This is a genomic window from Paenibacillus gyeongsangnamensis (assembly GCF_027533625.1).
GTDB lineage: Bacteria > Bacillota > Bacilli > Paenibacillales > NBRC-103111 > Paenibacillus_G > Paenibacillus_G gyeongsangnamensis.
This window is the reverse complement of sequence record NZ_JAQAGZ010000025.1, coordinates 80,685-105,990: the sequence shown is the minus strand read 5'-3', so window position 1 is coordinate 105,990 and position 25,306 is coordinate 80,685. Positions and strand designations below refer to the sequence as shown.

The following is a 25,306-nucleotide window of genomic DNA, read 5'->3' as shown; positions in this document are numbered from 1 at the left end:
ATATTCAAGTATAATGGTTTTAAGAAGGGAAGCCCTTCGAACCCGCTGAAGCAGCGGACGAGGGACTATCGCAGTTATCTAATTCGGGCGTCAAGGAGAACACAATTTCATGCCAGATCGTACAGTACTGCTTAAATTATGGGGCGTCTCCCTGCTCTGGGGAGGCAACTACGTGGCGAGCGCGTACATGTTGCGCGATTTCTCTCCGATTTTTCTTTCTTTTGCGCGCTTGGTTGTCATGTCGTTCTTCTTCATTTCGGTGGCAATCATCAATAAATCGATGCGGTGGCCGAAGATTCGCGAGTGGGGCTTGCTGCTGATGGCCGGCATCACTGGCACGCTGATCAACCAGTTGTTTTATTTTACCGGTCTGCAGGAGTCAACGGCGGGCAACGCTGCGCTAATCATCGCGCTGGCCCCAATCGCGACGACGCTGATGTCGCGTATGTTCCTCAAGGAGGTCATCACTGGGCAGAAGTTGGTCGGAGCCATCGTGGCGCTCATCGGCGTCGTCTGCATCGTCCTGTATGGAGACAAGCAGCTAGGCATCTCCCACGGCGATGTGTATTTGCTTGTTGCGATGCTTGGCATGTCAGTCAGCCTGCTGTTCATCAACAAGCTGACGAAGGCGATGACTTCGTACGAGGTGACGATCTACTCCACGGTGATCGGCACGATCCTCATGTCGCCGGCCGTCGCGGTAGAAGCGCTGAACGGCGACATGCACGCCAGCCATCGGGTGTTCACATGGGCGCTGCTCGTCTGCGTTGCCGTCATCGGCCAAGGGCTTGCAGGCTTCTGGTGGAACCAGGGCATCGCGGTCGCTGGTGCATCCATGAGCGCCATGTTCATGAACATCCCGCCTTTTATCGCCATTATCGTCAGCCATTTTGTGCTGGGTGACCCGATCCTGCTCGCGCAGCTCAGCGGCGGAGTGCTGATCCTGGCCGGCGTCGCTATCACGAACATGAAGCATCGGCTGCCGCGCGAGCCAAAAGCTGGATTGGGCGAAAAATTTTTACCAAATCATAATGCGATTGTAAAATGGGGGAAAAAGAAGGATAGAGATTCAGATGTAATCTGAAAACTCTATCCTTTTTACATTTCATCAATATAATGTCTAACATTGTATTCAATTGCTTGTTGTTATTGGTTAGAGTTGGCTTTTTCTAATTTTTACATTAAGCTGTTCAAAACATCGAGACTGGACGATGATGCCGATAACTATTACTTGGAGCGTGAGTAGCGCATCATCGGCAATTTGCACTTCGCATTTGAGAACGTCGTAAGAATCTTTATTCCAAAGGCGTACGTGCAAAGGTTTCGGAGTGATTTTCTGAAATACATCGGTCAATTGACGTTCTGAGCTTGATTCATAAACGGTACTCTGAAAACATCGCTAATTAATTATGATCAATAATATCATTATCATGATGTATCTCCCGTTCTTAGTGCATATTGTTCAATATCCTCAATTGTATACGAACTAGTTTGAAAAATGATGAATCAGTCGTAATCTTTTCTAAGAATGCAAGCTTAACAATTTCTCTGGAAAATGTTTACACGGGCTTAATCTTCTTAGATTCGCGAGTGATATAATTAGTCGAAGAGTATAAATCTACCAGATGAGGTGTTTTATGAAAAAAAATTTGAGAGTATTCGTTCCGCTCACCATGGCTTGCTCGCTTTTTGCTTCATCCGCCACTTGCTTCGCTGCGGATGCGGCTCCCGTATCGAAAAGCAAAATACAGCATGTATTGCTCATCAGCGTCGACGGCCTGCACCAGCTCGATTTGGACAACTTTGTGAAGAACAATCCGAATTCAACTTTAGCGTCTCTCAGCCAGCACGGCATTACCTATAACCATGCTGTCGGCACCAAGCCTTCGGACTCGTTTCCAGGACTGCTGGCGCTTGTCACAGGCGGGACTCCTAATTCTACCGGTGTATTTTATGACGACAGCTATGATCGCAGATTGCTCCCCCCGGTAGCCAGCAAGTCCGGCGACAAACCAGGAACTGAGATCGTCTATGATGAGTCGATCGATAAAGACTCCAATGCGATTGACGGCGGTGGCAAAATCGATCCTGATGTACTTCCGCGTGATCCGGTGACGAAGCAACCGGTGTACCCGCATCAATTTTTGCGCGTGAATACGGTGTTCGAAGCCCTTAAGGCTGCCGGAAAATATACTGCATGGAGCGACAAGCATCTGGCTTACGACTTGGTTAACGGTCCTTCAGGCAAAGGCGTGGACGATTTGTATACACCGGAAATCGCCGCAAACGGCGATGCAACGAAAAGCATTCAAACGACGAAGGATTATGACGATTTGAAGGTTACCGCGATCCTGAACGAAATTGACGGCAAGAATCATGCGGGTACTGCAGCGGCATCGGTTCCGGCACTGTTTGGAATGAATTTTCAAGCTGTCAGCGTGGCGCAAAAGCTTCCGGGTAACGGTTATAAGGATGCCAGCGGAACGGTTAGCGCCGGCCTCGCCGACGCTCTGGATCATACCGACAAGTCCCTCGGCAAGATGATCAGCGAGTTGAAAAAGATGAACCTGTTCGACTCAACCGAGATCATCATTACCGCTAAGCATGGACAATCTCCGATCGATCCTGCAAAAACGAAAATCGTCGACAAGAAGCTCATCATTGACGGTGTCTCGGACGATCTGATTGCGCAAATGACGACAGACGACGTCGCTCTGATTTGGCTGACGGATTCGTCCAAGACGGATTCGGTTGTAGCAGCCATTGCGAAAAATAAAGATAAAGCGAGCATCAAAGATATTTATAGTTATAACATCAGCGGTCCAAAGTGGCCGTTTAACAACCCGGCTACAGATTCCAGAGTTCCGGATATCGTCATCCAGCCGAACGACGGCGTCATCTATACGAAGCCGGGCAAGAAGATCGCAGAGCACGGTGGCTTCAGCGACGACGACAATCAAGTCGCTTTGCTCGTCTCATATGCCGGTATCGGCCAAGCGCGCCACATTGACGACCCGGTGACCACGACACAGGTTGCCCCGACAATTATGAAGCTGCTCGGTGTAGAACCGGGTAATCTCCAAGCAATAAAACAGGAGCATACCCAACCTCTTCCGGAAGCTATGGCCGCTTCGTCCGGGTTTAAGTTCAAAAAGGACGGTAACGAAGTTGACAGTTCCAACCTGGTTTCAGTATCCATGATCAGCGGTCATACGGTACTGTCTGCCGATGAATTGGCGAAGCTGCTTGGCGCCTCTATCGATTGGGCCGATGCCAATACCTTGACACTTACGATGAACGGTACGAAAGTTCAATTCACGGCTGACTCGAACGAGGCTTTTGTTAATGGTATCGCTAAAACGTTGGACGTCGGAGCATCGAATAAGGACGGGGTCACCTTGCTGCCGCTACGGTTCGTTGCCGAATTGTTCGGAAAGAAAGTCGGCTGGAGCTGGGCAGACGGTATCAGAGTGATTACAATCGACTAATCTGGGAGAAAAACCAGTACTTCGCTCATAGGCGGAGTACTGGTTTTTTCTACCCTGACATTAATCGAACTATTGTGCTTGGGCTGCCATTGACTGTGAAAATTTATATCAGCTTATTTCAGGGTAATTTATGTAGATATGCATCTGCTGTAGGGGACGCATTAGCCATTGAGATTCTCCATGAAACAAGAACAATTCTCTGGTTAGTTCTATCTCGGGCGGTATGATTGGGGCAGCAGCGTATGCAAACAGTAAGATATTCTGACTAAACTGAGGGACGGGTACGATAGTGTAGTTAAGCAGACTGCCGCTGTAGTCTACTTTGTCGTCGAAGTAACAAACAGATTACTGGTATAAAGGAACCATGACAGAGAAAAGAAACATGGACCTGCATTACCGTTTACTAAAAAAAATTGTTTCAATCTTTGCTAACCTTTCGACATGAAGCGACTTATGTCTCCCGTAGCCTCGGTTAGAATAGATTTACCGATGATGAAAAGGAGGATTTTGACATTGAATACCTACGATGTCATTATGATCGGAAGCGGCCACAATGCCTTGATTGCCGCTGCTTACTTGACTCGATCGGGACGAAGTTTGTTAGTGTTGGAAAAAAACGATCGTCCGGGCGGCTTCCTACGCACGGAGGAGCTCACCCTCCCGGGCTTTAAACACGATGTGTATGCAGCGGCCCACCCACTTTTGTTGACGGGACCCGCCTATGCAGACTTTCGGGAAGCTCTTGAAGCACGCGGACTGCGTTACATAAATACGGAGCTTCCGACCGGTGTTTCAATGGAGGACGGGCAGACGGGCGTATTCTCCCGTTCGTTTGAGGACCTAGTAGTAGAAGCTGAGCGACTGGCACCCGGTGACGGCACCGTGTTGGCTCAATGTTTGAAGAATTCAATCCCCATGCTGGCGATGTGTTTTCACTATTTAATTTGGACCTCTCCGGCCCCCAAGCTTCCGAAATACTTAATAAACTGCTTCACGACAAAGGACGGCCGGGCTTCTCGGCTTTCGCTGTATCTATCTTTTCAACCGCCCGTAATGTGGTAAGCTCCTTTCAATCATCTGCATTGCGATCGATGTTGGCATCGTGGGTCACGCATCTTGGGCGTACGCCTGACGAAATCGGAAGTGGCATCTGGGTTCCGCTCACAGCAATGGCGTTGATGTGCGGCGGGATGCCCATACCTGAAGGCGGCAGCGAGAAGCTTGCACAGGCCTTAGCGCGGTTGATACAGGATCAGGGCGGAACCATTCGCACCCATACGAAAGCTCAACGAATTGTCGTGAAGAACGGACGTGCCGTTAGCGTGCGGACATCAGAAGGTGAGGAATTTTATGCCAATAAGACGGTCGTCGCCTCGACCGGTCCTGACCAGCTCTACCTCTCGCTGCTGGCGAATGCTGAAGTCAGTCCTCACCTGCTCTCGCAAGCCAAGCAGTTCCGCTATGGTCGAGGCTGCGTACAAATCCACCTCGCTCTTAGTGAGCCTCCGCGCTGGCCGGATACGCGCTTTACCAACGTCGGTCAGCCGCATTTGACGGATGGGCTAGATGGTTTCACGCAGGCGATTGCGCAAGGGATGTCGGATTTGCTTCCAGCCAAGCCGACCTTTACGGTAGACTGCTCCTCAAATCTCGATCCTACTCGCGCGCCGGCAGGCAAGGCCGTGATGCGTGTTCAAGTGCTTGAAGTACCGTGCCGTCCACGCGGCGATGCTGCCAATCAAATCGATGTTGGCGACGGTACTTGGACCCCGGATCTCACCGAGCGTTTCGTAGAGCGTGTGCTGAAAATCGTAAGCAAACATATCCCTAACATCCCAAGTGCGGTAATCGGACACGCGGTTGTAACTCCCGACACGATTGCACGCTACAACCCCAATTCAGGCCCAGGCGATCCGTACGGCGGCGCGCATGATTTGGCGCAGAGCTATCTGTTCCGGCCGCTTCCGGCGCAACCTAGCCATCAGACGGAAGTGCCGAACCTGTTTATGCTGGGAGCGGCAACCTGGCCGGGTCATGGAATAAACGGAGGATCAGGCTACATCGTCGCTCAAAAGCTACTGTCGCACGAGTAGTGACAAGATCGGCAATTGAACTTATCGAGAAACAAGAGTTAGATAACCATTATTGAGCAAGTAGCCATGGCAGCCTGCTAAACTAACGGGTAACGATAGTTACTATAAAAACCGGCCATCTCACCACAGCCGGCTTTTAAATGCGCATATGTTTGTGTCGCCGAACAAGGAAGAAGACCGACTACTTTAAGGGTAGTCGGTCTCTATTATTTTAATTACGTAAAACTGTAGTTTGACGAATCTATATTTCAGGCAGATTCTGATCCACTAAGATAACCTAAAATAGCGAGTATTTCGTTACTCTTTGGCCCTTCCCATTTCTCAATGGGAATGAAATAATAGGAAGAAGCAAAGACAACTCGCCGGAAACAAGGAGATACGATGACCAAGAAGACGATCGGCCTGTTCGCGCATGTGGATGCGGGCAAAACCACATTCGCCGAGCAGCTGCTGTACCATACACAGAGCATTCGGGAGCGGGGCCGGGTCGACCATAAGGAAGCGTTCCTCGACAGCCACGACATCGAACGGCAGCGGGGCATTACGGTGTTCGCCGACCAGGCTGTCCTGTCGTATAAAGGGACGACCTATTATTTGATCGATACGCCCGGACACGTCGATTTCTCGCCGGAGATGGAGCGGGCCGTGCGGGTGATGGATTACGCCATTCTCATCATCAGCGCGGTGGAGGGCGTCCAAGGCCATACCGAGACGGTCTGGCAGCTGCTTCACAAGCACCGCATCCCGACGTTCTTTTTTATCAACAAGACGGACCGGGTCGGGGCGGATACGGCTGAGGTACTTCTTGACATCCGCAAGCAGCTGACGGGCGATGTGTGCGAGATAACCGGCCATCTGACGGACGTAGCCGTCGGGGAGACATTGCTGGAAAGCATGGCGGAGCGGGACGAGCGGCTGCTGGAGGCGTTCCTGGCGAGTACGGAGGATCAGGCGTTCTGGCTTCAGGAGCTGCAGGCGATGATTCGCGGCCGGCGGCTGTTTCCGTGCGCTTGGGGCTCCGCTCTGCAGGATAAAGGCGTGATTGAGTTCTTCGATCAGCTGCACCGGCAGACGGCGACGGACTACGATGCGCGGGCGGAAGCTCCTTTCGGCGGACGCGTGTACAAAATCCGTCACGACGGCGGCGGGGCTAGGCTGACCTTCATTAAGGCGCTGAGCGGCATGCTGAAGGTACGGGACGAACTCCGCTACAACTCCGAGGGCGAGCCGATCTGCGAGAAGGTCACGCGGCTGCTCCTCGTGAGCGGGACGAAAATGCAGCCGGTCGATCAGGTTGCGGCGGGCGATCTGTTTGCGGCAACCGGTCTATCCGCCGCCGAGGCCGGCCAGGGGCTGGGCGGCTGCACCGGCAAGCTGGTTTACGACATGGTGCCGACGCTGAAGTCCAAGGTGGTATTCGCCGAATCACTCAACGTGAAGGACGTGCTGAAGGCGTTCCGGATCCTGAACGCAGAGGACCCGTCCTTGAACGTTGTTTGGGAGGAAAGCTTGCAGCAAATCCACATTCATGTCATGGGCCTCATTCAGCTGGAGGTGCTGGAGCAGCTGGTGAAGGAGCGCTTCAGTCTCGACGTCGCCTTCGGCAGCCCGGAGATTTTATATAAAGAAACGATTCGGTCCGCCGTAACCGGCTACGGGCACTTCGAACCGCTCCGGCACTACGCGGAGGTGCATTTGCGTTTGGAGTCAGGGGAGAGGGGGAGCGGCCTTGCGTTCGAGAGCGCCTGCCATCTCGACGATTTAAGCGCAGGTAACCAGAATCTGGTCAGGACGCATCTCTTTGAACGAGACCACCACGGCCTCTTGACGGGGATGCCGATTACCGACATCAAAATTACGCTCCTGACGGGCCGCGCGCACAACGAGCATACGCACGGCGGCGATTTCCGCGAAGCGACGTTCCGCGCGCTCAGGCAGGGGCTGGAGAAGGGCGACAATGTGCTCCTGGAGCCTTATTACGACGTGAAGATCAAAGTCGAGCTGGACGATCTGGGCAGGGTGCTGTCCGATATGCAGAAGGCTCACGGCCGCTTCGAGCCACCGCAAACGACGGGCACGCATGCCGTCATTACAGGCCGGGTGCCGGTCGCGACGTTTATGAGCTACAGTACGGAGCTCGCTTCTTTTACGCATGGGCGGGGCAGCCTTCATATGACGTTCGGCGGCTACGACCTGTGCCATAATGCGGAAGAAGTGATCGAGCGAATCGGCTACCGGAAGGACGCGGACCCGCTCTACACCTCGTCTTCGATCTTTTGCGCCAAAGGGAGCGGGTATACGGTGCCGTGGGACGAGGCCGAAGCGAAGATGCATTTGTTATAAGCGATTGATGATCGTTGAAATCAGGGAGGCGGGACGTCTATGAAAACAATACGGTTCGGTATTATCGGCTGCGGCGATGTTACGGAGGTGAAGAGCGGTCCCGGTTTTCAAAAGGCCGCGCATTCCAGCCTGGTCGCCGTCATGCGGCGAAACGGCAAGCTGGCTGAGGATTATGCCCGCAGGCACGGCGTGCCCCGCTGGTACGCCGATGCGCAGGCGCTGATCGACGACCCGGAGGTCGACGCGGTGTACGTGGCAACGCCGCCGGGCTCGCATCTCGAATATACGCTGGCTGCGGCCAAAGCCGGAAAGCCGGTGTACGTGGAGAAGCCTATGGCGCTGAACGGGGACGAGTGCGACCGAATGGTTGCCGCCTGCCGCGAGGCTAAGGTGCCGTTGTTTGTGGCCTATTACCGGCGGGCGCTGCCGCGGTTTCTGAAGGTGAAGGAGCTGCTGGAGGCCGGGGCGATCGGCGACGTTCGTTTCGTGCAGACGGTGCAGTACCAGCCGGCGCCCTTGATCGAAGGCGGTAGCGTTCCGTGGCGGCTGCAGCCGGAGCTGTCGGGCGGCGGACTGTTCTTTGATTTGGCGAGCCATACGCTGGACATCCTCGATTTCCTGCTGGGGCCTGTCGCCGAGGCGAAAGGACTTGCCTCCAATCAGATGGGGCAGGTTGCGGGAGTCGAAGATATCGTGACGGGAACCTACAAGTTCGCAAGCGGTGTCTACGGCACGGGAACGTGGTGCTTCTCCGCTTTTGGCCGCGAGGACCGCAACGAAATGATCGGCTCCAAAGGGAAGCTCGTCTTCTCCACATTCGGCCATGAGCCTGTCGTACTCGAAACCGCGGACGGGGCGACAACGTTTCCGTTCGAGAGGCCGGATCACATTCAGCAGCCGCTGATTCAGACGATCGTAAACGATTTGCTCGGCATCGGCAAATGCGCCAGCACAGGGGAGACGGCCGCCCGCACCAGCCGCGTGATGGATGCGCTCGTGAAGGGCTGGCAGGACCGTAGCTAAAGCGAAGAAAGGGATGTCCTCCCCTGGCGGGTGGAGGCATCCCATTTTTTTCTTGCGGCGGTGGGAAGCCGCTCCCAGTTTTTGCTAATGAAAGCCGGGGAGCACAGTCTGTAAGATAGATATTAAGCGAAGAGGAGCTGCTGAAAAGCTGTCGCATTATTAGGAGGATGAACCGTGGTCTGCAATCCTGAAGGCGAGCCAAGAAGACATGCCCCCGCCTTTCCCGTATATGCTCAAAATAACATGGTGTCGGAGCGACATTTATACAAGGCTGGCCGACTTTTGTAAAGCGTATTGTTTGTGTCGCGAGAGCGCATATGTGTCCAATGACACAAATGTGCCAACATAATCTTTTCAGCAAGAGCTTGAGAAATCAGACTTTTTTATTTTTATGTAGGGAGATTTGTGTCAACAAAAAATGCACAAATGTCCCTACATTGTAGTATTGTGACACAAATTAACCTACTTTGTAGCGGAGCAAAAGGTACACTAAAACTCCCGTATCCACGGAGCAACATTAGTGAGCAATCCCATAATATATGGTTATTATTTGTTTGAACAGCGGCACAAGCATCGACGAATAATCTCGTCTGAAGATAGCGGGATTAAGCTAAACCGCAAGATGTTGCACTTCCGCGAGTCTTGGCTTAGAAAAGAATGTGACAAGATCCGAATTTGTTATATCTCCTGATAAGTACATTGCCATGAGTTCCTCGAGTCGAGAGGATAGTCATCCCTCGTTCTTCAGCATCATCGATCAAATCTAAGCTCCTGCCGGGGTAATCGTGATGATAGATCCCCACATTTTCCTCCATCTTATCGAGCATGTTAAAGTGGCTTCGAGTTCTGGTCACAAATTGATCGGTTGGTCTGTCGATACTTTGGAATGGGATGGGAAAAGAGTTTCGCAAATTCTTAGCAACGTCAGAAAAGAGGTGCCCTGGCTCTATAATCCTGCAGCACTTTGCAGGTGGGAAAAAAGGGAATTTGAAAAACACGGTGGAGGCACTTCCGCAGATTATCGCCTTTTTGAAGCAAAAAGGATATGGGTGCCAGAGCTTATTTCTGCAAAGAAACCTTAAGAGAGGCTTGTTCACTCAGTTTCCCCTAGTAGGGTTTATGCTAGTATGGTATCAGTACATCGAGGGATGCTTCTCGCATCATGCAGCCGGGTGATATTTTAACTGAAGAAAACTAAATGGGCGAATCATCAAAGTGAAATCGCCCTATATGTCTACGTTCACCGTATCATTCTAACGGTGAATTCTATCTTGGAAATGCCTTTCTATTCACTTAGAACAATTTACAAAACCTTTACAGATAGTTAATTTTCTTCAAACAATTCATCACTACAATAACATTATAAGTAATTTGAACCAAACCAATCGGTCATGTGGGAACCTTCCCACAAATAGAAAGAGGTGATTAATTTAATTGAAATACACGATCATAGACATTGCAACTATTTCAGGGGTATCGAAGTCGACCGTTTCACGTGTGATTTCCAATAAAGGCTATGTAGGTTCGGATGCACGTGAAAAAGTGCTCCTTGCCATTGAGAAATTGCAGTATAAACCCAATGCTGTAGCCCGTGCCATGGTTTCCCGCCACACCAAAAATATCGGCGTTATTATTTACCGCCAGCATCATCCAATTGCCTCTCATCCATTTTATGGGAAAATATTGGATGCTATTCTGGAAAAGGCATACGAACTAGGGTACTCGATATTTGTCATGACGGATAAGGAAATATCCAGCAGGTCAGCAGATTTTTTGCTAGAGAAACGAGTGGACGGACTTATACTGATAAGCCGACTCAATCAGGAATTGGTTGATTATTTTAAGAGTTCACAAACTCCGTTTGTCATGGTTAATGGGACAACCGATGACAGTGACGTGATTCACCTCGTCAATGACGATGAACGGGGTGGAGAGCTTGCAGCTGAACATATGCTGTCTCTGGGATTGACAAGAATTGCCATCATAGCCGGGCCTCAGGAGCACCGCAGTCACTTTTTAAGGTCAAAAGGCTTTCAGAAGACATATAACCAAAACGGTATTGAATTAGATGAAAATCAAATTTACTACGCTGATACCTCACAATTTGAAGAAGGTTACAAAGCTTTTCAAGCTTTATGGGAACGTTCCCATGATTTTCAAGCCATTTTTGCTACAAATGACATGATTGCACTGGGAGCAATAAAGGCCATTTACGAAAAAGGGCTGCAAGTCCCCAAAGACATTGAAGTCGTCGGGTTTGACGATATTGATTACGCGGCTATGTCCAATCCAACTTTAACTACCATCCACAGTGCAAAAACAAGAATGGGCCATGAGGCGGTATTGATGCTAGACGAATGGATACATGGAAATACAAGCCAAAAGAAAATGCAGATGTTTTCTCCTGTACTTAAAATCAGAAATTCTACAAAAGCAAAATAATTGGAGAATTAATCATAAAAAAATCATTTCATCTGAAAGAAGTGAATTCCGTTTGCGTTGGTATTTAAAAGGGCTAGGTCCTCGTAAAATCATTGAATTTATCGTTCTTGTTGTATTTATTATCTTCTTCTTAGGACCTCTGCTGAATTTGGCCATTTTGGCCTTCACCGGCACATGGAACTATCCAGATGTACTTCCGCACCAATGGTCTTTGAAATGGTGGACGTTTGTATTCCAGCAGGAGGATATCGCTAAATCGATTGGCTTATCCTTTCTTATCGCTTCGATTGTGACTGGTTTATCCATCGTGCTCTGTATCCCGGCAGCCTATGCGTTTGCTCGGATTCGTTTTCCGCTAAGCCGTTTCTTCTTATTCTCTTTTCTGCTCACGCACGCATTTCCGAAAATGGGGCTTTACGTGTCGATTGCGGTGCTATTCTACAAGCTGGGTTTAATGAACACTTTGATAGGAGTTGTGTTGATACATATTATTAACGTACTCATGTTCATGACCTGGATACCAACGGCCGCATTCCGCAACGTCCATACCGCTCAAGAAGAGTCGGCCAGGGATGTAGGAGCAAGTCCCTTTCGTGTATTTCGCAGCATCACGCTCCCGATGGCGATGCCGGGTATCCTTGTCGCATCTATATTTACGTTTTTGAATTCGCTTGATGAAGCGCAGGGCACATTCCTGGTCGGTATTCCCAATTATAAAACGATGCCGATCGTCATGTACTCGATCATCGCCGATTATCCTGCGTATGCAGGCGCTGTTTTTTCAATCATATTGACGGCGCCGACGATTATCCTACTGCTTGCTGCACAGCGATTTGTAAGCGCAGATGTCCTGTCGAGCGGATTCCAAATCAAATGATCAAGAACTATGAATCAGTTAAAAAAGGAGGTTTAGTATGGACATTCAACTTAAGATAAAGCAGCTGACAAAACGCTATAAAACAGGGGAAGGCGTATCCGATATCTCTCTTGATGTCCGCAAGGGCGAAATGATTACTTTGCTGGGTCCGTCCGGCTGCGGTAAAACAACGGTACTGCGCAGTGTTGGGGGATTTCTCGAACCGGATTCGGGAGATATTCTCATTGAGGGCAAAAGCGTTCTTAAGGCTCCTCCAGAGAAGCGCCCGACATCTATGGTATTTCAAGGCTACAATTTATGGCCGCACATGACGGTTTACGATAACTTGGCGTTCGGCTTAAAAATACGCAAAACAAAGAAGGCTGAGATTGATCAAGCCGTTTCCGATGTCCTGCAGCTTGTCCGTTTGCCTGGAGCTGAGCGTAAATATCCGGGCCAGCTCTCCGGCGGACAGCAACAGCGGATCGCAGTTGCGAGATCGCTATTATTAAAACCAGCCGTTCTGCTGCTGGACGAGCCTTTTTCTGCGCTGGATGCAAAACTACGTCACGAGATGAGGGAAGAATTGCGGGAGATTCAGGCAAATACCGGTCTTACTATGGTATTTGTTACGCATGATCAGGAAGAGGCGCTATCGATTTCCGATCGCATTGTCGTCATGAACCATGGGCATATTGAGCAAATCGCGTCACCGCAGGAAATCTACGATGTTCCCCAAACGCTCTTCGTTGCTCAATTTATCGGCAAAATGAATTTTTTAAAGGGGGTGGTGGCAGACGATCGTGTAAGGGTAGGACAACTGGCTTTCCCGAATTCAAAAAAGCTTTCCGGGAACGTGATCCTCGCGATCAGGCCTGAAGATGTGTTTGTGAATGGGGAAGAGGGAGAAGGTCTTTCGGGAACGATTAAGCAAATTATGGTATTGGGGCATTACGCTGAGGTATCCGTCGAATTGCAGGAGTATGGAACGATTCGAACATTTCAGCCACGAGATTTCGTCAAAGATCTTCACTCGGGTCAAATCGTTAATGTGAGCTTCGCAAAAGCATTGGCATATCCGGAAACCAAAATTATTCAAGGAGGAATTTAATCATGTTTATCAAGAAAACCGCCATTATACTTACGACCCTATTTGCCGTCACAGGCACTGTTTTATCCGGCTGTGGCAGCAGCAATGCGCCTGCAGGTTCAGCAAGTTCAAGTCCCGCCAACGCAGCCGCGCCTGCACAGCCGACAGAGATTTCTCTTTATGTTACAAGCTCGCAAAACGTGAAGGATTTCTGGAATGCGGTCATTCCGAAGTTCGAGCAGCAAGTCCCGGATGTGAAAGTTAATTTGGTATTCACTACTTCCGGCACAGGTTCTCAACCCACTTATGATCGCATTATGGCGGCCAAACAAGCGAATAAAAGCTCCGGAGATATCGATATCTATGAAGATGGCCTGAGTTTAGTGACGCGCGGCCAAAAAGACAGCTTGTGGGATACGTTAAGTACCGATAAAATTCCGAATTTGAGCAAAGTAGATCCTGCGACGATGAAAGATATTGCTAATTTGGCTGTTCCGTACCGCGCTTCTGCCGTAGTACTGGCTTATAACAGCGATAAAGTGCAAACTCCTCCGACCAATATGGATGAACTGTACGCATGGATCAAGGCGCATCCGCAGAGATTCGCTTATAACGACCCGTCCACCGGCGGTTCCGGAGACTCGTTTGTAACGACGGCTCTCTATAAAAATTTGCCAGCCGATGCGATTCACAATTCCGATCCAAGCATTGAGAAGCAGTGGGATCAAGGCTTCGTGCAATTGAAGGATCTCGGAAAATATGTGTACGGCAACGGCATTTACCCGAAGAAAAATCAAGGAACGCTCGATTTGCTGGCTAGTGGAGAAGTCGACATGATTCCGGCATGGTCCGATATGGTGCTCGATCAAACCTCTAAAGGTCAATTACCGAAATCGACGAAAATGGTACAGCTAACCCCAGGGTTTAATGGTGGTCCTGCCTATTTGATGGTGAATCAGCTGTCTACGAAGAAAGAAGCCATCTATAAATTCCTGAACTACGTGTTGACTCCGGAAGCACAATCCGTTGTTGTTAACAGTTTGCATGGCTTCCCGGGCATTCAGGTTTCGAATATGCCGCAGGATGTGCAAGACGCATTCAAAAGCTCAGCATCAGGATTCCGTGCTTTCAATATCGGCGATCTGAGCAAAGATATATACAAACGCTGGCAGACCGAAGTCGCCGCCCAATGAGTAAACAAATGAAAATGGGGATACTGGGATTGCTTATGGTAATCCCCTCTTTTTTATTGCTGCTCGTCATCGTCGTCATTCCGATTGTCATTTCTTTTAAAGAAAGCTTAACTAACAAGACCGGCGGCTACGATTTATCCAATTATCAGTATTTATTTACCGATAAGCTGATGCGATCCAACATCATTTTCACCCTGCAAGTCACTATCATTTCTGTCATTCTCGTGCTGATTATCAGCTACGCGCTGGCCGCTTACATGAGATTTAATAACGGAACGACTGTCATCTGGATCCGCAAATTGTACATGATCCCGATCTTTATTCCATCCGTTATCGCTACGTATGGCCTGATCCAACTGTTGGGCAATCATGGATGGGTAGCTCGAATTTTGATGACGACTCATATGGGGACTTTACCTCGCTTTATTTTCGACATGAAAGGGATAATAATCGCCAATTTATGGTTTAATATTCCGTTTACGACGATGCTGCTCGGTTCAGCCTTATCCGGAGTTCCGAACTCGGTTATCGAGAGCGCGAAAGACGTTGGAGCCAGCGGCTTGCGAATCTTTTTCAGGTTTATATTGCCCCTCACCTACAAAACCATGCTCGTAGCGGTCACGTTTGTTTTTATGGGGGTAATCGGTTCGTTTACGGCCCCGTTTCTGATCGGCCCCAATGCGCCGCAAATGCTCGGCGTGTCGATGGATCAAATTTTCAGCGTCTTTCAGGACAGACAGCTCGCGGCCGCGACCGCCTTCTTTACGTTCATGCTTTGCTCAGTAATGGGATACTTTTACATCCGTAGCATGATTAAAGAAGAGAGTGCGAGGTCATGAGTAGGATCATTCTTGATGTACAGGGGCAAGTGACCCCGATTTGTTCGAAAAGCCACATATCATATAAGTTTCACCTTGGTCAACCGGGAGGCAAGTTGTGCATCAGCTTTGCTTACGGGCCGAAGAATTTAGAGGATCGGGAACAGGCGCATACGATGATTTTTGAAAGCATAGATAAGTACACCGAACCGAATCAGCGCGAACGGCTTCAAGCAAAATGGGAATCCTTCCTGTCTCTAAAAACTTAGTAACTGTTTCGGTCGATGATCCCGAGCGTCACCGCGGTGCAGGGCATCGGCACGATCCCGAGCAGCTTTTATTCCTTTCCGAAGAGGAAGCCTCTCCGGGACTTGTTAGCGGCAAATTCCTTACAGGAATGTAGGAAGTGACGCTCAATGTGCATGCTATAGTTACTGACAACTGTCGGTATACGCTGCATATACGCCAAGAGGAGGAATAAGCGTATGCCATGGATTGCTTGTGAGTTACATTGTCATACCTTTCACAGCGACGGAAGACAGACACTGCTCGAGTTAGCTGAAGGAGCTAAAGCTCTTGGTTTCGATTGCATCGCTTTGACCGATCATAATACTATGACCGGCCTATTGGGAATTTAAAATCGAAGATTGGAACGATCTAGATGATATCGAGGTCTGGTCGGGAACATTTCCCTCGATCAAAACCGATAACGCACAAACCTTCCGCTTATGGACGGAGAAGTTGAATGAAGGCTTCCGCATTGCAGCAACGTCAGGACGTGACTGGCATACGCAAGATTCGACAAATGAACCGGTATCGGTGACTTATCTCAACATCGAGGATACGGAAGAGTCAATAACAATCAAAGCTGTGCGCGCTTTCGCTGCAGGCAAGGCATCCGTAACGATCGGCCCGCTGGTTACCATGGAGATACACTTCAATGCGATTTCTTATGGGATCGGTACTGCCTTGCCACGCACGGAACAAAGTCATTATTATAAGGTCAATGTAGAAATAGATTTTTGTGCGCGACAAGGGATTTGGGAATTTTCCGAGTCTAACTATTGGCTAACAATTATGAGCAATACCGGCGTTCTTGGTGAACATTCCGTCTCTCAGGATCAGGCGGGATGCTTGTTCGATATTGCTAGTGACGAGATCTTGTGGGTTCGTGCCGAGCTATGGGGGAATGTGCATGGAGTCCGGACGTTGATCGCCTTTACGAATGCTATTTATTTTGATCGTTGAAAGGAGCTGCACTTGTGGTACATTCATTTCCACTCATTACCGCTCACAGCGGAAGTATGAATACTCTGGATCACACACTTTTTTCCGTGGAAACCGGGCTTAGGCTCGGGGCGGACATAGTTGAAGAGGATATACGGGTAACCAAGGATGGTATCCCAGTATTGTCCCATGATGATATTTGGTATACGTCGGACGGCCGGGAGCGGCATATCTCACAATTGACCTACGAGGAGATAAGCGAACTGCAGTTCGATGTCACACACGGGGAACAACGTGAAAAGATGCGCATATGCAAATTGGAAGAGATGCTGCCGCTAATTCAAGCGACAGGAAAAATTGCAAATTTGGACTTAAAAGTGGATGATAGCATCGAACCTGTGGCTGCTTTGGTGAAAAAGCATAATCTCCTGGATCAAGTTTTTTTATCAGGCTGCGAGAAAGATCGAGCGATGAAGGCGCAGCAATCGAATCCGGAAATACGAAAACTGCTTAATGTCGATGCACGTCTTTTTTTATCCATGGAATACGAGAATTTGGTAGAGCAAATTTGTCAGGACGCGTTGACCGCTGCTTGCTTTGGCATCAATATTGCTCACTTGGTTGTTCGCCCGGAACTGCTGGATTATGCCACATCCAAAGGACTGCCTGTTTACGTTTGGACTGTGAATGAAGAACACTTGATGAAGCAGTTTGCCGATATGGGAGTTGCTTCGATTACGACTAGGAATGTTGAGGCACTGGTTCAATTAAAACAAAGTATGCTAGGTGAGCTGCTGTGATCGATATTTATGCCGGACCATCCTTTGAAAAAGTACTGGCCTAAAGGTTTTGAGGGTACGTTTGAAGACTATACTAACTTTTCCGTACCAGTGGACCCACAGCACTATCTGTTGCGTAAACCACTAATGTTTAAATCACAGTGGGTGAACGCGGTTCTTTTTACTCATGGACTGCTGTACAACTTCGGGATCCGAAAATGGAGTGGCCTGAGCGGATTCGGCGTTTGTTGGGCTCTAAGTAACCATCGTCATAGACGTTTATTATGAGAGGTTGAATAAGGACTAATTTGTGAAATCCTACCGATAAGTCCTTACCTTACTCAATGAAGCAATTGTACAGGGATTCGCCCCTATGATCTTAAATTGGGTGATAGTGGGAATCTCGTGTTTAACGGAATGATCAGCTTGGTGGAACTTGTAAGTGTGAAGATCGAGGATGCCCTGGTCCGACTTTTTGCGGAACCTAATTATACAGCCGAATGGGGCACGCCCATTATATGTTCTGCCGACATAGAATCCATTGCCGTATTTGATAAAACCTCCGGACAAAGCATGAACCGAGATGTATGTGTAAAGGATGAGTGAATGATGAATCAAGCAAGTGAAGCAGCTTTACTTCAGTCAGCAATAGAGTATGCCAAGCAAGCAGGGGATCTCATTCGCGGGCGAGTAGGCAATTTAGGAAACATTCAAGAGAAAAAGAATGGCTCCGATTTAGTAACCCAAGTAGATATGCTCAGCGAATCATTTTTGCGGGGTCATATTTTAAAAGATTACAGCGACCATTGGATTTTGTCGGAAGAAGATAACGGTACGTTGAATTCCTATGAAGCCTTGCAGAAAAAGGGACCCGGCCTCGGTTGGATTATTGATCCGATCGACGGAACGACCAATTTCATCCATGAAATTCCCCATTTTGCCGTATCGATCGGCATTGTTCGTGATCAGGAGCCTTTCATCGGTGTCGTTTATAACCCATTGACAAACGAATTGTTCCACGCCAGAAAACATTTTGGAGCTTTCCGTAATGGTGAACCTATCCAGGCGGGAAAACAAAAGCAATTGAGCGAAGCTTTGCTTGCCGCAGGCTTTCAGGCGGAAGAGTGGGGACCTAATTCCAATGTTTTGCATCAGATGGACAAGCTGGCGGGAACCTGCCGCAATCTACGCATGAACGGAGCAGCCAGTCTCGATCTATGCTGGGTCGCCATGGGGAGGCTGACCGGATTTTGGCATAATGGGCTGCATCCATGGGATACGGCAGCGGGTGTGTTGATTGTTCGTGAAGCAGGAGGTCAAGTAACCGATAATCACGGTAATAGTTATCAGCTGCACCATGACACACTTGTAGCTTCAAACGGAAAGATTCATTCTGAATTTCTATCCGGGATAGAAATTTAATGGGTTTCCTTGTACAGTTTGAGAGAATTGAAAAAGCTGAAATTCTATATAAACACGTTAGTAAACTGTAAGGGTTAATTTTTTTGAAATATCGAGAAATAATAGCACAAATCAATAAACCCCAGTCGAACTATGGAAGGACAAGCACATATGGATAACCAGAAACTCATCGATCAGTTCCGAAATCTTACACGCAACACGAAATGGGAGCAAATAGATAAGTTTGATCTACAATTTAACAACTACCACTCACAAGGAATGGTTCGAATCGGGGACCTCTTTTATTTGTCCTCGGTTGAACTTATCGAAAAGCCAGTTAAATATGACCAACCCCAGCACGGTTATGATCGTACTCCTGGAAAAGGAATCGGTCACTTGTTTGTCTTTGATACACAGGGGAAGCTTTTGAATGATATACTCTTGGGTGAAGGGGACATCTATCATCCAGGCGGCATTGATTTCGATGGTAATAATATTTGGGTACCTGTCGCCGAATACCGACCCAACAGCCAATCTATTGTTTACAAAGTCGATCCGAAGACTATGAAAGCAGAAGAATCGTTGCGAGTCCATGATCATATCGGAGGATTGGTCCGTGACAGTCAAAATGGTAAGCTGATTGGTAACAGCTGGGGTTCACGTAAGTTCTATGAATGGAACCAAAAGGGGCAACTGCTGCTTGTGAAAGAAAACTCGAGTCACTTTGTGGATTATCAAGACGGTCATTATGTAGGCGAGGGGAAAATGATTTTGAGCGGTATCTCTGAGCTGCCCAATCCTGCAGGCCGCAATTCCAAGCCGTACGAGTTGGGTGGATTAGCCCTGATAGACATGAAAACGTTGGATACGATTCATGAAGCACCAATCACTGAGTTTTCTCCGCAAGGACACGTGATTACTCGTAATCCGGTGTTCGTGGAGAACGCCGGGCAAGAGATGCGGCTTTATGCTGTACCGGATGACGATCACGGGTCTGTGCTGATATATGAAACAAGCAATTTGAATAATAAAATTTGATTCTCCAGTTAGCTTAGGACCCTCTTTAAACGCGAACGTTCGTTTGGTATAATGAAATCAAACGTACGTTCGGGAGTGGGTATCATGGCTAAGCAAGAATCGATCAACCTTATTCAATTTCAAAAGAAGTTTCAATCCGAAGAAGATTGCCACCAGCTGGGAAAGTTAGATACAGCAGAGTACTCGATTGAATTTAGTATTACTGATGTAACAGATGTTTTATCATTTGCACTTCATATTCGAGGTAACGATAAAGCAATCGATATTATAAAGACTATTTGTCACAGAACAGGATGGAAAGCATTAGATGGCGCTACAGGTATAATTGATTTTTCATCCAATCCGAGTAATGGCTTCAGCAAATGGAGGAAATTTAGAAATCAAATTCTCAAAGGGAAATAGAAGTCCCTGAACTCCATCGCTTGTTTTAGTTTATCTGCACCTCGCTCAACAAACGGGCAGGATACGCAACATTTGGCTTAGTTTTTTTAGTGATGACGTTAGATTTTATGGTAAAATTTGTGTATCCTGTTGCCGAAGGGGAAGAAAAAGATGGAGGATCAATGGAGGATAGCTACACATGATCCAGAATGGAAAAGTCTATTCGTGAATGTAGCATCGAACTTAAGAAGTTCATTGGGGAATTTAGCAATTCGTATTGATCATGTTGGCTCAACTTCGGTGTTCGGTTTGGATGCAAAGCCAATCATTGATATCCAGATATCGGTTTTACATTACGATGATATATTAAGCTATAAGGATAAGATTGAACACGTGGGGTTTGTATTAAGGGAAGAAAATCCCGACAAAACCAAAAGATATTTCCGTGAAATTCCAGGGACTCGAACCCACATTCATGTGAGGCAAGCAGGAAGTTTTTCAGAGCAGGTGACATTAGTTTTCAGAGATTATTTACGAGTTCATCCTGCAGATTGTTTGAGATACGCACAAGAAAAACACCGACTAATGGCACTTTTTAAGAATGAGCGCCCCAAATATGTAGAGAGAAAAGGGCCGATTGTATGGGACATTATACAGAAAGCTCATCTATGGTCGCAAGAAGTAGGATGGAAACCAGGCATATCCGATATGTAATGAACTGGAGACGATAGCAGGGCGATGGAACCGATCCATCGCTTGTTTTGGTTCCGGTACATGTTACTAAGCTACGAGCAGAATACTGAAGTTATAATGCGTTAGGGGGAAATGATAATAATGGGAGCCCTTATAAGAAGGATGACTCTTAATGATATTCCTACATTACAAAAGGTCGCAAGAACCACGTGGAATAACACTTATAACGGAATAATCCCAACTCATATTCAAGAAGCATTTCTTCAAAGAAATTACTCGGAAACAGCAATGAGAAATAGAATGGATAGGTCTCTTGTTTTTGTTGCAGAAATTGATGGGGAAGTCAGAGGATTCGCCAATTTCTTTCGTTCGAAACAGGATTACGATGAAGCTGAACTTGGAGCTATCTATATCCTGCCAGAAATGCAATCACAAGGGATTGGCGGTCAATTATTAACTACAGGAATTGAAGCATTAAGCGGAATAAAAAGATTGTTTGTTGTCGTGGAAAAAGAAAACTCCACCGGTAAAAGATTCTATAATTCTAAAGGTTTTTTAATTCTTAATGAGTTTACAGAACGATTAGATGAACATACATTAACCCTGGTAAAAATGGTATTGACGATTTAACTAACGGAGAACGATAGCGCGGCGATGGAATCGATCCATCGCCTGTTTTTATTGTTTCGGTACTACTCACCTAAACATTCCTGTTACAAATTTTCGAGGAATCATACTTACCAAGAGGCATCTTTCTTTCTCAAATACAATTGAAGGTTTTATGAAATTAGAACGATGGATCCATGAAATTCAACAGAAGCACCATTTAAAGAACGTCATAATCGGTATGGAACCAACAGGACACTACGGATACAACCTTGCTAATTGGCTTGCTGACAAGGGTAAAGAGGTTGTAATGGTGAATCCAGCTACCACCAAACGAAACAAGGAAAACCGCGATAATTCCCCCTCCAAGAGTGATCCGAAGGATGCACTTGTCATTGCTGATGTGGTTAGCCGAGGGGTTGATGAGTGACCGGGAATTTTGGGTAACGAATAGTGTACGATTTCAAAACCGGATTATTCGCTGGTTAGACATACGATTCCCAGAGTATTTCTCTGTATTTAATGACTGGACAAGCAAGCGTTCGTTAGCCACCCTTAAAGAATTTCCCCTACCGCAAGATATAGAGTCCATGTCTGTACCAGAAGTGATTACAAGCTGGCGGAAGCATATGAAGCGAGCTGGTGGCTCTACCGGCATGCAAAAAGCTGCACAGCTTATTGCCGCAGCTAAGCAAAGTATAGGGGACACAACAGCTCTACTCGAAGCAAAACAGGATCTCAAGCGGTTATTAGAAGAGTTTGAACGGATTATAGAAATACTAGGTACAATTGAAAAGGATATCGAAGTATTGCTTAGCGGAATTTCAATGGCCAACCAATTACATTCGATCGGCCTGGGATCTATCTGTATCGCAGCAATTCTGTCAGGTACTGGTGATCTCAGACAGTATGCCCACGGACCCAGCTATTACGTAAAGCAGGATTAAACCTAGCTGAAAGCACCTCAGGAAAGAGGAAAGGCCAGATCGTACTCTCCAAGAGGGGGGACGCTACGTTGCGTAAATATCTATATCTAGCTACGCTGCAGCTCATTGGAAATAATCCTGTGTTCCAGAAACTTCACGAGTACAACGTTCAAATTAAGAAAATGATGAAGCAACAATCTGTATTTAAAGTGATTGGAAAATTGGCCCGAATCATCGTTGGTATAGCAAAACGAGGAGAGGTCTTCTCTTCAAATAGAGTTGTTCCTCCTTATAATCAAGCTGCTTAAGACAGATAAAGAACCATGTGTATTGACTCATTCGCAGGATTGAAAAAAGAAAGCACGGAGGACCGAGTTACTGCCCGATAAGGGCTCAGACCCGTTAGCTAAACGTTATCGGTCTCCACGCCTTGGTCAGGTATAACGAAGGAATGTAAGGGCATAGACCCGTAGAGTCATGGGATGGTGAACCCTAAGGTAAGTGTGGAGTATGCGTGCAGAAGAATAACCCTTGGAGAAATGTTCCAACACTTCTTCTGTTCCCGTATGCCCAAAATTGGGTAGCTACGTCTGATGAGCGTTTTCCTGAATAATATCTACAAACCAAGGTGACGAAATCCTGCGAATGAGTGAGTATATGTGAGATAAACCCTTAAAACCGAGGGACGGGCAGTTTACGCTAATAAGATTGGGCAGAGTCTTTAATCACTGGGGTCTAATTCCCCGAAGCTTGCTGTGGGGAACTTTATAATTAAACTCAAACTGAAATTGCTGTTGTCCATACTTTCTACATGGTGTAATCTGGGAACATCTTTCTAATAAGAAGGGCGGTTTTAAAAAAAATGAAGTTCATACTGATATTCGGTCCCCAGGCTGTAGGAAAGATGACAGTGGGGCACGAACTTGAAAAAATCACGCCATTGAAGTTGTTCCACAACCATCAGACGATTGAACTGTTATATCCTTACTTTGGCTTTGGACCTGAGATGTGGAGGTTGAACGATCTATTTCGCAAAGAAATCTTTGAGCAGATGTCTAAAAGCAATAGTACAGGATTTATGTTTACATATGTATGGGGTTTCGATTTACCAACTGACTGGGAGTTTGTCGATCAAATCTGTAACATCTTCGAAACCAAGGGTCACGAAGTATGTTTTGTAGAACTCGAGGCAGACATTGAGGAAAGACTTATCCGTAATAAATCCCCTCATCGTTTACATCATAAACCAACGAAACGGGATGTCGAACGATCAGAAAAAGATTTAATTCGTACTATAGAGAAACACCGTTTGAACTCATTACCTGGTGAGATCACAAGGGATAACTACATTCGTATTCAAACGACAAATCGAACACCCGAAGAGACGGCATTATTAATTAAAGAGCGATTTCAGCTTTAGATCTTTCCACTAACGGGTACGATAGTTCAGAAATAATCGCCTAATGAAAGGGCGGTTTTTCTTTTGGTCAGAAATCAATAATCAAGAATAACAGAGCCATTTTTTAAAAAATTTTCAGAATTTTCGAAAGTTTGGAAGAGATACAAACTGATTTAGGGATCTCCAGTTAAAGGAAATCTGGCGAATTACTGTTCGGAGAAAATAAAGTATTATTTTATTTGTGGATTTTCGCGGTTTAAATTTTCATGGGAGTTCAACAAAACGAGCCGACCACAGTTGCAGTCGGCTCATCTATGTTATTGCATAATTAATTTCCGATTGTTAAATTATGGCGCGGGAGTGCTTGTCGCGGGCGCCGTGGTGGTCGGAGCCGACATCAGCAAGTTAGAGTAATGTTCATCGGTTTTGGCTTTGGCTATCCAAGCCGGGGCCAATGTTTGAACTTGGCTGTCAATATAATTGGTTTTGACTTTGTCCTTAACCGATTCGAAAGTTGGCACGACAGCTGGTTTTATATCGGTCACCAGGATGATATGGAAGCCATTCGGGGATTGCACAACCCCACTCATTTCGCCTTTCTTCAAAGCAAATGCCGCCGTCTCGAATTGTTGATTCATGACCCCTTTTCCGAAGAAACCGAGATCACCGCCCTTAGCTTTGGAACCTGGATCCGTTGATTTTTGACTGGCAAGTGTCGCAAAATCCGCACCTTTTTTTAGTTCAGCCAGCACGGCATCCGCCTCCACTTGCGTACCCAATAGGATGTGGGAAGCTTTGACCTGTTCCGGAGTTCCGTAACTGGCTTTGTTAGCTTCAAAATATTTCTGCAATACTGCGTCCGTCACCGGAATTTGCGGCTCGAGAATTTTCCGAAGCTCCAGATTCGTTTTGATATTTTCTTTTAAGCTGTCAATCGTCATGTTGCTTTGAGCCAATGCTTGATTCAGTTGGTCATCGGTAGTAAGGTTGTTTTTGATTTTAAGATTTTGTAATTCATTATTGATGTCGGCATCGGTGACATTCACTTTTGCTTTATTCGCTTCCAAGGTGATCAGTTTGAGCGTCATTAAGTTGTCTAAAATTTGCCCCGGCTGTGTTCCTAATTTTTTCACCATTTCATCATATAAATTGGCTTTGGTAATTTTTTCTCCGTTTAGAGTACCGACAGTTTCGGACATGCTATTGCTTTTTTGACCGGTGACGAGCACGATAATCAGAGCAACAATAGCAATCGCGGCGACCGCCATCCAAGGCCAGCTTTTATTCAAGGTTCGCGCTGGCTGCACGGCTTCATCTTCAACAACAGCCGGTGCTACCGCTATCGACTCGCCGACAGCAGGATCTACTGGTGTAGAATCGTCCACAACAGTAGTGGCTGTATTCTCTTCTATAGGATTATTCACTTTCAATCCGTCTTTATCTTGCGGATTCTTTTCGAATTCACTCATATGCTATAATCCTCCTAGTGTTTTGGTAACGCATTTCTCCA

Annotated in this window: 24 protein-coding genes and 1 pseudogene; 24 read left to right on the top strand and 1 reads right to left on the bottom strand. The window is 47.2% G+C overall.

What is annotated here, in order from left to right; genetic code table 11:
- The first annotated feature begins 109 nt into the window (after positions 1-109).
- The 24 genes and pseudogenes from O9H85_RS30535 (at position 110) to O9H85_RS30420 (ending at position 23,817) form a co-directional block, all read left to right on the top strand.
- Positions 110-1,084, top strand: a complete 975-nt coding sequence (locus O9H85_RS30535; RefSeq protein WP_269885177.1) for a DMT family transporter — start codon at positions 110-112, stop codon at positions 1,082-1,084.
- 553 nt (positions 1,085-1,637) lie between these two features.
- Entirely contained in the window at positions 1,638-3,488 is a 1,851-nt protein-coding gene (locus tag O9H85_RS30530; protein WP_269885176.1) for an alkaline phosphatase family protein, read from the top strand.
- 513 nt (positions 3,489-4,001) lie between these two features.
- Positions 4,002-4,550, top strand: coding sequence for a phytoene desaturase family protein (locus O9H85_RS30525; protein ID WP_269885175.1), 549 nt, complete (start codon positions 4,002-4,004; stop codon positions 4,548-4,550).
- 32 nt (positions 4,551-4,582) lie between these two features.
- Complete coding sequence (locus O9H85_RS30520) at positions 4,583-5,581, top strand: phytoene desaturase family protein (protein WP_269885174.1); 999 nt, start codon at positions 4,583-4,585, stop codon at positions 5,579-5,581.
- Between the two features lie 381 nt (positions 5,582-5,962).
- Positions 5,963-7,924, top strand: a complete 1,962-nt coding sequence (locus O9H85_RS30515; protein ID WP_269885173.1) for a GTP-binding protein — start codon at positions 5,963-5,965, stop codon at positions 7,922-7,924.
- Between the two features lie 39 nt (positions 7,925-7,963).
- On the top strand, positions 7,964-8,947 hold the full coding sequence (locus tag O9H85_RS30510) for a Gfo/Idh/MocA family protein (protein WP_269885172.1): 984 nt from the start codon (positions 7,964-7,966) through the stop codon (positions 8,945-8,947).
- A gap of 788 nt (positions 8,948-9,735) precedes the next feature.
- Positions 9,736-10,029, top strand: a complete 294-nt coding sequence (locus tag O9H85_RS30505) for a polysaccharide deacetylase family protein (RefSeq protein ID WP_269885171.1) — start codon at positions 9,736-9,738, stop codon at positions 10,027-10,029.
- A gap of 352 nt (positions 10,030-10,381) precedes the next feature.
- The gene (locus O9H85_RS30500; protein WP_269885170.1) at positions 10,382-11,389 is read left to right on the top strand and encodes a LacI family DNA-binding transcriptional regulator; all 1,008 of its coding nucleotides are present in this window, start codon (positions 10,382-10,384) and stop codon (positions 11,387-11,389) included.
- A gap of 52 nt (positions 11,390-11,441) precedes the next feature.
- The gene (locus tag O9H85_RS30495; RefSeq protein ID WP_269885201.1) at positions 11,442-12,266 is read left to right on the top strand and encodes an ABC transporter permease; all 825 of its coding nucleotides are present in this window, start codon (positions 11,442-11,444) and stop codon (positions 12,264-12,266) included.
- Positions 12,267-12,303: 37 nt separating this feature from the next.
- Positions 12,304-13,356, top strand: coding sequence for an ABC transporter ATP-binding protein (locus O9H85_RS30490; protein ID WP_269885169.1), 1,053 nt, complete (start codon positions 12,304-12,306; stop codon positions 13,354-13,356).
- A gap of 2 nt (positions 13,357-13,358) precedes the next feature.
- Positions 13,359-14,528 carry an extracellular solute-binding protein gene (locus tag O9H85_RS30485; protein WP_269885168.1) on the top strand — a complete coding sequence of 390 codons (1,170 nt, stop codon included), beginning with the start codon at positions 13,359-13,361 and terminating at the stop codon, positions 14,526-14,528.
- A complete protein-coding gene (locus O9H85_RS30480) occupies positions 14,525-15,367 on the top strand; it encodes an ABC transporter permease (protein WP_269885167.1) in 843 nt (280 codons plus the stop codon). Before O9H85_RS30485 ends, O9H85_RS30480 begins: the two co-directional genes overlap by 4 nt.
- A gap of 464 nt (positions 15,368-15,831) precedes the next feature.
- A complete protein-coding gene (locus O9H85_RS30475) occupies positions 15,832-15,984 on the top strand; it encodes a PHP domain-containing protein (protein ID WP_269885166.1) in 153 nt (50 codons plus the stop codon).
- A gap of 1 nt (position 15,985) precedes the next feature.
- On the top strand, positions 15,986-16,594 hold the full coding sequence (locus O9H85_RS30470) for a CehA/McbA family metallohydrolase (protein WP_333474287.1): 609 nt from the start codon (positions 15,986-15,988) through the stop codon (positions 16,592-16,594).
- A gap of 14 nt (positions 16,595-16,608) precedes the next feature.
- Positions 16,609-17,373 (top strand): glycerophosphodiester phosphodiesterase, encoded by a 765-nt coding sequence (locus tag O9H85_RS30465; RefSeq protein ID WP_269885165.1) that lies wholly within the window; start codon positions 16,609-16,611, stop codon positions 17,371-17,373.
- A 585-nt stretch (positions 17,374-17,958) separates the two neighbouring features.
- A complete protein-coding gene (locus O9H85_RS30460) occupies positions 17,959-18,774 on the top strand; it encodes an inositol monophosphatase family protein (protein ID WP_269885164.1) in 816 nt (271 codons plus the stop codon).
- Positions 18,775-18,924: 150 nt separating this feature from the next.
- Positions 18,925-19,791 carry a DUF6454 family protein gene (locus O9H85_RS30455; protein WP_269885163.1) on the top strand — a complete coding sequence of 289 codons (867 nt, stop codon included), beginning with the start codon at positions 18,925-18,927 and terminating at the stop codon, positions 19,789-19,791.
- Positions 19,792-19,875: 84 nt separating this feature from the next.
- Entirely contained in the window at positions 19,876-20,193 is a 318-nt protein-coding gene (locus O9H85_RS30450; RefSeq protein ID WP_269885162.1) for a hypothetical protein, read from the top strand.
- 150 nt (positions 20,194-20,343) lie between these two features.
- Complete coding sequence (locus tag O9H85_RS30445) at positions 20,344-20,886, top strand: GrpB family protein (RefSeq protein WP_269885161.1); 543 nt, start codon at positions 20,344-20,346, stop codon at positions 20,884-20,886.
- A gap of 120 nt (positions 20,887-21,006) precedes the next feature.
- The gene (locus O9H85_RS30440; protein WP_269885160.1) at positions 21,007-21,495 is read left to right on the top strand and encodes a GNAT family N-acetyltransferase; all 489 of its coding nucleotides are present in this window, start codon (positions 21,007-21,009) and stop codon (positions 21,493-21,495) included.
- 13 nt (positions 21,496-21,508) lie between these two features.
- Entirely contained in the window at positions 21,509-21,901 is a 393-nt protein-coding gene (locus O9H85_RS30435) for an IS110 family transposase (protein ID WP_333474286.1), read from the top strand.
- Positions 21,867-22,418, top strand: coding sequence for a hypothetical protein (locus O9H85_RS30430; RefSeq protein WP_269885159.1), 552 nt, complete (start codon positions 21,867-21,869; stop codon positions 22,416-22,418). The genes O9H85_RS30435 and O9H85_RS30430 overlap by 35 nt, the downstream gene beginning before the upstream one ends.
- Before the next feature lie 35 nt (positions 22,419-22,453).
- A pseudogene (locus O9H85_RS30425) lies at positions 22,454-22,705 on the top strand (IS110 family transposase); the annotation flags it as partial.
- Positions 22,706-23,259: 554 nt separating this feature from the next.
- Complete coding sequence (locus tag O9H85_RS30420) at positions 23,260-23,817, top strand: DEAD/DEAH box helicase family protein (protein WP_269885158.1); 558 nt, start codon at positions 23,260-23,262, stop codon at positions 23,815-23,817.
- A gap of 326 nt (positions 23,818-24,143) precedes the next feature.
- Here O9H85_RS30420 and O9H85_RS30415 read toward each other — a convergent pair whose 3' ends face one another.
- Positions 24,144-25,265: a peptidylprolyl isomerase gene (locus tag O9H85_RS30415; RefSeq protein WP_269885157.1), complete on the bottom strand. Its 1,122-nt coding sequence runs from the start codon at positions 25,263-25,265 to the stop codon at positions 24,144-24,146.
- Positions 25,266-25,306 lie beyond the last annotated feature (41 nt).